The sequence below is a fragment of the Cognatundibacterium oligocarboniphilum genome (assembly GCF_013377855.1).
Lineage (GTDB): Bacteria > Pseudomonadota > Gammaproteobacteria > Burkholderiales > Burkholderiaceae_D > Undibacterium > Undibacterium oligocarboniphilum.
In genome coordinates this window covers 396,583-406,406 of record NZ_JABXYJ010000006.1, presented here as the reverse complement: position 1 = coordinate 406,406, position 9,824 = coordinate 396,583, and the positions used below count along the sequence as shown (strand labels likewise).

Sequence of the window (9,824 nt, the reverse complement as noted above, 5' to 3'; positions counted from 1 at the left end):
GCGGGTGTGGTTGCCAAGATTATCGAGTAATCTGTATTTACTATTTGTCGGCGAAAATTAAACCGATAAACGTTGAAAACTCGAAATTTGTAGTACACTAGCGGGCTATCTCACTTTTTAGGTGTGATAGCCCGTTTGTTTTAAATTCGCTCTTTGTAAAATTGCCGTCCTCCCTGATGTGACGGCTCGTTCTTTATAGGATATGACATGTCTACACAGAATCAAAAAATCCGCATTCGCCTGAAAGCATTTGACTACAAGCTGATCGATCAGTCCGCGCTGGAAATCGTTGAAACAGCGAAGCGCACTGGTGCAGTTGTTAAGGGTCCGGTTCCTTTGCCAACACGTATTCAGCGTTTTGACGTACTGCGTTCCCCGCACGTCAACAAGGCTTCCCGTGATCAGTTTGAGATCCGTACTCATCAGCGCCTGATGGATATTGTTGATCCTACAGATAAAACTGTTGATGCTTTGATGAAGCTTGATTTGCCAGCTGGCGTGGATGTTGAAATCAAGCTGCAATAATCGTATTGCTGCCTTCTTTCTTTGAATTCCAAAAAATCGGTGGCAGTTTGACATACCACAAATTTTTAAATTTTCAAATATTTTTGCTTGTGAATTAAAAAATCACGGGCTATAATGGAAGGCTTAGATGTGGGTCAGCTTCGGCTGGCCTATTTGTTTAAGTTTTTTAAACATCAGCCTCACCCAATCGTAGGTGAGAATGGAGAAAATAATGAGCTTGGGCCTAGTTGGTCGCAAGGTTGGTATGATGCGTATCTTTACTGATGACGGGGATTCTATTCCGGTTACAGTATTGGATGTGTCCAACAACCGCGTGACGCAAGTCAAAACTCCTGAAACAGACGGTTACTCTGCTGTTCAGGTTACTTTCGGTCAGCGCCGTGCATCCCGCGTAACTAAAGCGGCTGCCGGTCACCTCGCAAAAGCAGGTGTTGAAGCTGGTACTGTCTTAAAAGAATTCCGTGTTGATGCTGCTAAGGCTGCTGAACTCAAGGCTGGCGATGTTGTGCCTGTCGGTTTGTTCGAGGCTGGTCAGAAAGTGGATGTGCAGGGCGTGACAATTGGTAAGGGCTATGCCGGTACCATCAAGCGTTATCACTTCTCTTCTGGTCGTGCTACTCACGGTAACTCCCGTTCCCATAATGTCCCGGGTTCTATCGGTATGGCGCAGGATCCAGGTCGTGTTTTCCCTGGTAAGCGCATGACTGGTCATCTGGGTGATGTGAAGCGCACTGTGCAAAATCTGGAAATCGCTCGTGTTGATGCTGATCGCCAGTTGTTGCTGGTGAAGGGTGCTGTGCCGGGTGCAAAAAATGGTCAGGTGATTGTATCTCCTGCTGTTAAAGTTAAAGCCAAGAAGGGAGCCTAATCCATGGAACTGAAGCTCCTAAACGAACAAGGTCAGGCAGCGGCAAATGTCGCAGCACCTGATACAATTTTTGGCCGTGATTACAACGAAGCATTGATTCATCAGGTCGTCGTTGCATTCCAGGCTAATGCTCGCAGCGGTAACCGCAAGCAAAAAGACCGCGAAGAGGTTCATCACACGACTAAAAAGCCATGGCGCCAAAAAGGCACTGGTCGTGCACGTGCTGGTATGTCCTCTTCTCCACTCTGGCGCGGGGGGGGGCGTATATTCCCGAATACGCCAGACGAAAACTTCTCTCACAAAGTGAACAAAAAGATGTATCGCGCAGGTATCTGCTCGATCCTGTCTCAGTTGGCTCGTGAAGACCGTCTGCAAGTGGTTGAGAATGTTGCTGTTGATGCACCTAAGACAAAATTGTTGTCTGAAAAGCTCAAGGCGTTGGGTTGCCTGGATTCCGTTCTGATCATCACTGATGAATTTAACGAAAATCTGATGTTGGCAGCACGTAACCTGGCTAACGTTCTGGTGGTAGAGCCACGTTATGCTGATCCAGTTTCTCTGGTGTTCTACAAGAAAGTGTTGATCACTAAGCCGGCACTGGCAAAGATTGAGGAGATGCTGGCATGAGCGCATTAGTCAAACATAGCGAAGAACGCCTGATGAAGGTGTTGCTGGCTCCTGTGATTTCTGAAAAAGCAACCATGGTTGCTGAAAAGAATGAGCAAGTGGTTTTCCTGGTGACCCCAGATGCAACCAAGCCAGAAATCAAGGCTGCCGTCGAATTGCTGTTCAAAGTACAGGTTGAGTCTGTACAGGTGGCAAATCGTCAAGGTAAACAAAAACGTACCGGTAGATTTACTGGCCGTCGCAATCATACAAAGCGCGCTTTCGTATGCTTGAAGCCGGGTCAGGAAATCAACTTCACTGAGGGGGCATAATCATGGCACTCGTTAAGATGAAGCCAACCTCACCAGGTCGTCGTGGTATGGTGAAAGTAGTGACAGAGGGCCTGTTCAAAGGTCGTCCATTCGCTGCTTTGTTGGAAAAGAAATCCAAAACTGCTGGCCGTAATAACAACGGTCACATCACTACCCGCCATATCGGTGGTGGTCATAAGCAGCATTACCGTGTTGTTGACTTCAAACGCAACAAAGATGGTATTCCTGCAAAAGTAGAGCGTATTGAATACGATCCTAACCGTACAGCACACATTGCATTGTTGTGCTATGCGGACGGTGAACGTGCATACATCATTGCTCCTAAAGGCGTTGCAGCCGGCGATCAGTTGATGAATGGTTCTCAGGCTCCGATCAAGGCAGGTAACTGCCTGCCTATCCGCAATATCCCTGTCGGTACAACTATGCACTGCGTAGAAATGTTGCCAGGCAAGGGTGCTCAGATCGCACGTACAGCAGGTGCTGGCGTTGTGCTGATGGCGCGTGAAGGTACTTACGCTCAGGTTCGTCTGCGCTCCGGTGAAGTGCGTCGCATTCATATCGAATGCCGTGCAACGATCGGTGAAGTTGGTAACGGCGAACACAATCTGCGTAAGATTGGTAAGGCTGGTGCAATGCGCTGGCGCGGCGTTCGTCCTACCGTTCGCGGTGTGGTCATGAACCCGATCGATCACCCACACGGTGGTGGTGAAGGTAGAACAGCAGCCGGTCGTCATCCAGTATCTCCATGGGGTCAACAGACCAAGGGTAAGAAGACACGTCGCAACAAGCGTACTACTTCGATGATCGTCTCACGCCGTGGTAAGAAATAAGGGATAACACATGACACGTTCATTGAAAAAAGGGCCGTTCTGCGACGCCCATCTGGTGAAGAAAGTCGAAGCTGCGCAAGCAACTAAAGACAAAAAGCCAATCAAAACTTGGTCCCGCCGTTCGACAATTATGCCGGACTTCATCGGTTTGACCATTGCGGTGCATAACGGCAAGCAGCACGTGCCGGTTTATGTTTCCGAGAACATGGTTGGTCACAAACTCGGCGAATTTGCGCTGACCCGTACGTTCAAGGGTCACGCTGCCGATAAAAAGGCTAAGAAATAAGGACCGATGATGGAAACTAAAGCAACTCTGCGCGGTGTGCGTCTGTCTGAGCAAAAAGGTCGCCTGGTGGCAGATCTGATCCGCGGTAAAAAAGTAGATCAGGCATTGAATATCCTGGCTTTCAGCCCTAAAAAAGGTGCTGCGATCATCAAGAAAGTGCTGGAGTCCGCAATTGCGAACGCCGAGCATAACGATGGCGCAGATATCGACGAGCTGAAAGTAAAGACTATCTATGTCGAAAAAGGTGCGATTCTGAAGCGCTTCACAGCACGCGCTAAAGGTCGCGGTGATCGTATCTCTAAACAATCCTGTCACATCTACGTGACTGTTGGTAACTAAGGAGTCACGATGGGACAGAAGATACATCCAACCGGTTTTCGTCTGGCGGTAACACGCAACTGGTCTTCGCGCTGGTATGCGGGCAACAGTAATTTTGCCTCCATGCTTGGTGAAGATCTGAAGGTACGTGATTACCTGAAGAAGAAACTGAAAAACGCTTCCGTAGGCCGTATCGTTATTGAGCGTCCGGCGAAAAATGCACGTATTACCATTTACAGCTCCCGTCCAGGTGTTGTGATTGGTAAAAAAGGCGAAGATATCGAGGTTCTGAAAGCAGATTTGTCCAAGATGATGGGCGTGCCAGTTCACGTCAACATCGAAGAAATCCGCAAGCCAGAAATCGATGCGCAACTGATTGCAGATTCGATCGCTCAGCAGCTCGAAAAGCGCATCATGTTCCGCCGCGCGATGAAACGTGCGATGCAGAACGCAATGCGTCTGGGTGCACAAGGCATCAAGATCATGTCCGGCGGTCGTCTGAACGGTATCGAAATCGCACGTAAAGAATGGTATCGCGAAGGCCGTGTGCCTCTGCATACACTGCGCGCTGATATCGACTACGGTTTCGGTGAAGCATCCACAACTTACGGCATCATCGGTGTCAAAGTGTGGGTCTACAAAGGTGATCGTTTGGCAAACGGCGATGCGCCTGTGATCGAATCGACACCGGAAGACGACAAAAAACGTCGTGGTCCGCGTCGTGACGATGGCAAGCCAAACAGCCGTCCACGTGCCAAGCGTCCTGAAGGGCAAAATACAACTGGCGCAGCAGCTCCAGCTAAGCGTGTACGCGCAAAAGCTGATGCAGCACCAGCTGAGAAAGCAGGAGAATAATCATGCTGCAACCAGCACGCAGAAAATATCGCAAGGAGCAAAAAGGCCGTAACAAAGGTATCTCGCATACCCGCGGTACAGCAGTCTCCTTCGGTGAGTTTGGCTTGAAAGCGGTTGGCCGTGGTCGTATCACAGCGCGTCAGATCGAGGCTGCGCGTCGTGCAATGACACGTCACATCAAACGTGGCGGCCGCATCTGGATCCGTATTTTCCCGGACAAGCCAATTTCCCAGAAGCCTGCAGAGGTCCGTATGGGTAATGGTAAAGGTAATCCTGAGTACTATGTTGCCGAAATTCAACCAGGCAAAATGTTGTACGAGATGGATGGTGTCGATGAATCGCTCGCACGTGAAGCGTTCCGTCTGGCGGCAGCGAAGTTGCCGTTAGCAACGACTTTCGTCGTTCGCCAAGTCGGTCAATAATAGGAGTTGTAAATGAAAGTATCTGAACTCCAAGGTAAGGATCAAGCGGCTTTGACTAAGGAACTCAATGATTTGCTGAAAGCTCAGTTCAGCCTGCGTATGCAAATCGCTACTCAGCAACTGACAAATACAGCACAGTTGAAGAAAGTTCGTCGTGACATCGCTCGTGTGAAAACCGTCATGAATCAGAAGGATGCCAAATAATGAACGATCAAGTAAAAGTGGCATTGAAGCGCACATTGATTGGCAAGGTTGTGTCCGACAAGATGAACAAAACAGTCACCGTACTGGTTGAGCGTCACGTCAAACATCCTTTGTATGGCAAGATCATCGTCCGTACTGCAAAGTACCACGCGCACGATGAAGCGAACCAGGCAAAAGAAGGCGACACAGTTGAGATTCAGGAAGGTCGTCCAATCTCCAAGACGAAAGCCTGGACAGTCACTCGTGTGGTTCAAGTAGCACAAGTCGTATAAATTTATTGCACAAAATTTTTTTTGGTGTAATAATAATGGGCTGTCATTTGCAAAGTGCAGGTGGCAGCCTAAATGTCTTTCGCAGCACTCCTCGCTGTGAGAGTGGTTAAAAAAAATCGTCCACCTAATCAGTTGGCTCGTGCATTGCAGGTTATGTAGGGGTTGGCTGGCAGGACCAAGACTGACTACAGGCTTGCATTGTGCAGGTTGTGTGGATTAAGTTGGGAAAGAGAACATTATGATTCAAACAGAAAGCCGGCTGGAAGTGGCTGACAATACTGGTGCGCGCGAAGTTTTGTGCATTAAGGTATTGGGCGGTTCCAAGCGTCGTTATGCGGGTATCGGTGATGTTATTAAAGTCACTGTGAAATCTGCTGCTCCACGCGGTCGTGTAAAAAAAGGTGAAATTTACAACGCCGTTGTTGTGAGAACAGCTAAGGGTGTTCGTCGTCAGGATGGCTCGTTGGTCAAATTTGATGGCAATGCCGCAGTATTGTTGAATGCAAAGCTTGAGCCTATCGGCACTCGTATTTTCGGCCCAGTGACGCGTGAGTTGCGTACTGAGCGTTTTATGAAAATCGTGTCTCTGGCTCCAGAAGTGCTGTAAGGGGTCGTGATGAATAAAATTCGTAAAAACGACGAAGTCATCGTCTTAACAGGTAAAGACAAAGGTAAGCGCGGTCAGGTGCAGGCTTGCATCGATGGCGATTATGTTGTTGTCGCTGGTGTTAATGTTGCCAAGAAGGCCGTTAAGCCAAATCCGATGACTGGCGCAGTTGGTGGCATCGTTGATAAATTGATGCCGATTCATGTGTCGAATGTTGCGTTGTTTAATGCAGCTTCCGGCAAGGCAGACCGTGTAGGCTTCAAGGTCGTGGATGGTAAGAAAGTCCGCGTCTATAAGTCGACTGGCGAAGTTGTGAAGGCATAACATCATGGCCCGTCTACAAGCATTATATAAAGAGAAGATCGTCGGTGAACTGACTGAAAAGTATGCATACAAGTCAGTCATGGAAGTTCCTCGCATCCTGAAGATCACCCTGAACATGGGTTTGTCTGAAGCAGTTGCAGACAAGAAGATCATTGAGCATGCGGTTGGTGATCTGACAAAAATTGCTGGTCAAAAGCCAGTTGTTACCAAGGCTCGCAAAGCGATCGCTGGTTTTAAAATCCGTGAAGGTTATCCAATCGGCTGTATGGTAACTTTGCGTGGCGCTCAGATGTATGAATTCCTGGATCGCTTCATCACTGTGGCTCTGCCACGTGTGCGTGACTTCCGTGGTGTTTCTGGTCGTGCGTTTGATGGTCGTGGTAACTACAATATCGGTGTCAAGGAACAGATCATTTTCCCTGAGATCGAGTACGACAAGATCGACGCATTGCGTGGTATGAATATCAGTATCACGACAACAGCAAAGACCGACGAAGAAGCGAAAGCACTCCTCGCCGCATTTAAATTTCCGTTCAGAAACTGAGGTCGCCATGGCAAAATTGGCACTGATTAATCGTGAGCAAAAACGTGCAGATCTGGTGAAGAAATTCGCTGGTAAGCGCGCCGAACTGAAGGCCATCATTGATGACCAGTCGAAAACTGAAGAAGAGCGTTATATCGCTCGCCTGAAGTTGCAGGCATTGCCACGTAATTCTAACCCGACCCGCCAGCGCAATCGCTGCACATTGACAGGTCGTCCGCGTGGCACATTCCGTAAATTCGGTCTGGGCCGTATTAAACTCCGTGAAGTCGCCATGCGTGGTGAAGTCCCGGGTATGACTAAAGCCAGCTGGTAATAGGAGAATAAGCAATGAGTATGAGCGATCCTATCGCCGATATGCTGACCCGCATTCGTAACGCACAAGTTGTTCAGAAAACTGTCGTTGCGATGCCGTCTTCTAAGGTAAAAGTGGCAATTGCCAACGTACTGAAAGACGAAGGTTACATTGAAGATTTCGCAGTTTTAGAAACTGCAGGTAAGTCCGAATTAAAAATCGGCCTGAAATATTATGCAGGACGTCCTGTTATTGAACGCTTGGAGCGTGTATCTCGCCCAGGTCTTCGTATTTACAAAGGTAAAGACGAGATTCCAAGCGTCATGAACGGTTTGGGCGTGGCGATTGTGTCCACACCAAAAGGCGTCATGACTGACCGCAAAGCGCGCGCAACCGGTGTTGGTGGCGAAGTGATTTGCTACGTCGCCTAAGGAGTGAAAGATGTCTCGAGTAGGTAAGATGCCAATCGCTTTGCCGGCAGGTGCGGAAGTCGCAATTTCAGCAGAGCAGATTACAGTAAAAGGTCCTATGGGTGCATTGACACAAAGCCTGAATGGCTTGGTGGCAGTTGCAAACAACAACGGCACTTTGAGTTTTTCTCCGGCCAATGACGGTCGTGAAGCCAATGCGATGACGGGCACACTGCGTGCACTGGTCAACAATATGGTTAACGGCGTGACTAAAGGCTTTGAGCGCAAACTCACATTGGTCGGCGTTGGTTACAAAGCGCAAGCCCAGGGTGATAAATTGAATTTGTCTTTAGGTTTTTCACATCCAGTTGTACATCAGATGCCAGCAGGCGTTACATGCGCAACACCAACACCTACTGAAATCCTGATCAAAGGGGTTGATAAGCAGAAGGTTGGTCAAGTGGCAGCTGAAGTCCGTGCATACCGCAGCCCAGAGCCTTATAAAGGTAAGGGTGTCCGTTATGCGGACGAAGTGGTTGTGATTAAAGAAACCAAGAAGAAGTAATAGGGGTTGACGATGGACAAGAAACAATCACGTCTGCGCCGCGCACGTCAAACCCGTGCCAAGATCGCAGAACTCAAAGTGAACCGCCTGGCCGTGCATCGCACCAATCTGCACATCTATGCAAACATCATTGGCCCAGATGCCAAAGTGTTGGCATCTGCTTCGACAGTAGAAGCAGAAGTACGTGCAGAATTGGCTGGCAAATCCGGTGCTGGTGGCAATGCCGCAGCAGCGACTTTGATCGGCAAGCGTGTAGCAGAGAAGGCAATCAAAGCAGGGGTTACCGAAGTTGCGTTTGACCGCTCCGGTTTCCGTTACCATGGCCGCATCAAGGCGCTTGCAGAAGCTGCCCGCGAAGCTGGCCTGAAGTTCTAAGGAAAATTTGTCATGGCAAAAATGCAAGCAAAAACAGCAGCCGACAAGCCGGATGATGGCATGCGCGAAAAAATGATCGCGATCAACCGTGTAACCAAAGTGGTTAAGGGTGGTCGTATCATGGGTTTCGCTGCATTGACAGTCGTTGGTGATGGCGATGGCCGTATCGGTATGGGTAAAGGAAAGTCGAAAGAAGTTCCTGTTGCCGTACAAAAAGCGATGGAAGAAGCGCGCCGCAAGATGATTAAAGTGACTTTGAAGAACGGTACTTTGCAGCACACCGTTACAGGCAAGCATGGTGCATCTTCCGTCATGATCTCTCCTGCAAAAGAAGGTACTGGCGTTATTGCTGGTGGTCCAATGCGCGCGATTTTTGAAGTAATGGGTATTGAAAACGTTGTGGCTAAGTCCAACGGTTCCACCAATCCTTACAACATGGTTCGTGCAACTTTGAATGGTCTGGCTAAGATGAGTACTCCATCTGAAATCGCTGCAAAGCGTGGCAAGACCGTTGAAGAAATTCTCGGTTAAGGAGAGCGCGATGACTAAGACAGTAAAAGTGCAGTTGGTCAAAGGTCTGATCGGTACACGTCAGGATCACCGTGCGACAGTGCGTGGTCTGGGCCTGCGTCGTGTTAATTCAGTTTCTGAATTGCAGGACACACCAGCAGTACGTGGCATGATCAATAAAGTCTCGTATCTTGTGAAGGTTGTATCGTAAGCCGTCAGGTTTTCGATCGGAGCAAATTATGGAATTGAATAACATTCAGCCAGCTGATGGCGCTAAACACTACAAACGTCGTGTTGGTCGCGGTATCGGTTCTGGTTTAGGTAAAACAGCTGGCCGTGGTCACAAAGGTCAGAAGTCCCGTTCGGGCGGCTTTCATAAAGTCGGTTTCGAAGGTGGCCAGATGCCTCTGCAACGCCGTTTGCCAAAACGTGGTTTCAAATCACTGGCAACACCGTTTAAAGCAGAAGTTCGTCTGACTGACCTGGAAAACCTGCCAGTGACCGAAATCGATATCCTGGCTTTGAAACAAGCTGGTGTCGTTTCTGAACTCGCACGTACAGTACGTGTGATTCTGTCTGGCGCAATTTCCAAGAAAGTTACTTTGAACGGCTTGATCGTCACTAAAGGCGCTAAAGCTGCAATCGAAGCTGCTGGCGGTACCATCGCTTAATTCAGTGC

Annotated in this window: 21 protein-coding genes; all 21 read left to right on the top strand. The window is 48.8% G+C overall.

What is annotated here, in order from left to right; all coding sequences use genetic code 11:
• The first annotated feature begins 207 nt into the window (after positions 1–207).
• The 21 genes from rpsJ (at position 208) to rplO (ending at position 9,816) form a co-directional block, all read left to right on the top strand.
• The gene (gene rpsJ / locus HV832_RS13140; protein ID WP_176804286.1) at positions 208–525 is read left to right on the top strand and encodes a 30S ribosomal protein S10; all 318 of its coding nucleotides are present in this window, start codon (positions 208–210) and stop codon (positions 523–525) included.
• 211 nt (positions 526–736) lie between these two features.
• The gene (rplC, locus tag HV832_RS13135; RefSeq protein WP_176804285.1) at positions 737–1,393 is read left to right on the top strand and encodes a 50S ribosomal protein L3; all 657 of its coding nucleotides are present in this window, start codon (positions 737–739) and stop codon (positions 1,391–1,393) included.
• Positions 1,394–1,396: 3 nt separating this feature from the next.
• On the top strand, positions 1,397–2,020 hold the full coding sequence (rplD, locus tag HV832_RS13130) for a 50S ribosomal protein L4 (protein ID WP_176804284.1): 624 nt from the start codon (positions 1,397–1,399) through the stop codon (positions 2,018–2,020).
• On the top strand, positions 2,017–2,331 hold the full coding sequence (gene rplW / locus HV832_RS13125; RefSeq protein WP_176804283.1) for a 50S ribosomal protein L23: 315 nt from the start codon (positions 2,017–2,019) through the stop codon (positions 2,329–2,331). The genes rplD and rplW overlap by 4 nt, the downstream gene beginning before the upstream one ends.
• A gap of 2 nt (positions 2,332–2,333) precedes the next feature.
• Positions 2,334–3,161, top strand: a complete 828-nt coding sequence (gene rplB / locus HV832_RS13120) for a 50S ribosomal protein L2 (RefSeq protein WP_176804282.1) — start codon at positions 2,334–2,336, stop codon at positions 3,159–3,161.
• Between the two features lie 10 nt (positions 3,162–3,171).
• Positions 3,172–3,447 carry a 30S ribosomal protein S19 gene (gene rpsS, locus HV832_RS13115; RefSeq protein WP_007875308.1) on the top strand — a complete coding sequence of 92 codons (276 nt, stop codon included), beginning with the start codon at positions 3,172–3,174 and terminating at the stop codon, positions 3,445–3,447.
• 6 nt (positions 3,448–3,453) lie between these two features.
• On the top strand, positions 3,454–3,786 hold the full coding sequence (rplV, locus tag HV832_RS13110; protein ID WP_176804281.1) for a 50S ribosomal protein L22: 333 nt from the start codon (positions 3,454–3,456) through the stop codon (positions 3,784–3,786).
• Between the two features lie 9 nt (positions 3,787–3,795).
• Entirely contained in the window at positions 3,796–4,620 is an 825-nt protein-coding gene (gene rpsC / locus HV832_RS13105; protein ID WP_176804280.1) for a 30S ribosomal protein S3, read from the top strand.
• 2 nt (positions 4,621–4,622) lie between these two features.
• Positions 4,623–5,042 carry a 50S ribosomal protein L16 gene (gene rplP / locus HV832_RS13100; RefSeq protein WP_176804279.1) on the top strand — a complete coding sequence of 140 codons (420 nt, stop codon included), beginning with the start codon at positions 4,623–4,625 and terminating at the stop codon, positions 5,040–5,042.
• Between the two features lie 12 nt (positions 5,043–5,054).
• Positions 5,055–5,246 carry a 50S ribosomal protein L29 gene (gene rpmC / locus HV832_RS13095; RefSeq protein WP_176804278.1) on the top strand — a complete coding sequence of 64 codons (192 nt, stop codon included), beginning with the start codon at positions 5,055–5,057 and terminating at the stop codon, positions 5,244–5,246.
• Entirely contained in the window at positions 5,246–5,518 is a 273-nt protein-coding gene (rpsQ, locus tag HV832_RS13090; RefSeq protein ID WP_176804277.1) for a 30S ribosomal protein S17, read from the top strand. The genes rpmC and rpsQ overlap by 1 nt, the downstream gene beginning before the upstream one ends.
• Positions 5,519–5,756: 238 nt before the next feature.
• Positions 5,757–6,125 carry a 50S ribosomal protein L14 gene (gene rplN, locus HV832_RS13085; RefSeq protein WP_006464924.1) on the top strand — a complete coding sequence of 123 codons (369 nt, stop codon included), beginning with the start codon at positions 5,757–5,759 and terminating at the stop codon, positions 6,123–6,125.
• Between the two features lie 9 nt (positions 6,126–6,134).
• Entirely contained in the window at positions 6,135–6,449 is a 315-nt protein-coding gene (gene rplX, locus HV832_RS13080; protein WP_176804276.1) for a 50S ribosomal protein L24, read from the top strand.
• A 4-nt stretch (positions 6,450–6,453) separates the two neighbouring features.
• Positions 6,454–6,993, top strand: coding sequence for a 50S ribosomal protein L5 (gene rplE / locus HV832_RS13075; RefSeq protein WP_176804275.1), 540 nt, complete (start codon positions 6,454–6,456; stop codon positions 6,991–6,993).
• A 7-nt stretch (positions 6,994–7,000) separates the two neighbouring features.
• Positions 7,001–7,306: a 30S ribosomal protein S14 gene (rpsN, locus tag HV832_RS13070; RefSeq protein ID WP_176804274.1), complete on the top strand. Its 306-nt coding sequence runs from the start codon at positions 7,001–7,003 to the stop codon at positions 7,304–7,306.
• A 14-nt stretch (positions 7,307–7,320) separates the two neighbouring features.
• Entirely contained in the window at positions 7,321–7,716 is a 396-nt protein-coding gene (gene rpsH / locus HV832_RS13065) for a 30S ribosomal protein S8 (protein ID WP_176804273.1), read from the top strand.
• Positions 7,717–7,726: 10 nt separating this feature from the next.
• Positions 7,727–8,260, top strand: coding sequence for a 50S ribosomal protein L6 (gene rplF, locus HV832_RS13060; RefSeq protein ID WP_176804272.1), 534 nt, complete (start codon positions 7,727–7,729; stop codon positions 8,258–8,260).
• 12 nt (positions 8,261–8,272) lie between these two features.
• Positions 8,273–8,635, top strand: coding sequence for a 50S ribosomal protein L18 (gene rplR, locus HV832_RS13055; RefSeq protein ID WP_176804271.1), 363 nt, complete (start codon positions 8,273–8,275; stop codon positions 8,633–8,635).
• Positions 8,636–8,647: 12 nt separating this feature from the next.
• Positions 8,648–9,166 carry a 30S ribosomal protein S5 gene (gene rpsE / locus HV832_RS13050; RefSeq protein ID WP_176804270.1) on the top strand — a complete coding sequence of 173 codons (519 nt, stop codon included), beginning with the start codon at positions 8,648–8,650 and terminating at the stop codon, positions 9,164–9,166.
• Between the two features lie 10 nt (positions 9,167–9,176).
• Positions 9,177–9,356 (top strand): 50S ribosomal protein L30, encoded by a 180-nt coding sequence (gene rpmD / locus HV832_RS13045; protein ID WP_176804269.1) that lies wholly within the window; start codon positions 9,177–9,179, stop codon positions 9,354–9,356.
• Positions 9,357–9,384: 28 nt separating this feature from the next.
• Positions 9,385–9,816: a 50S ribosomal protein L15 gene (gene rplO / locus HV832_RS13040; protein ID WP_162021770.1), complete on the top strand. Its 432-nt coding sequence runs from the start codon at positions 9,385–9,387 to the stop codon at positions 9,814–9,816.
• Positions 9,817–9,824: the final 8 nt, after the last annotated feature.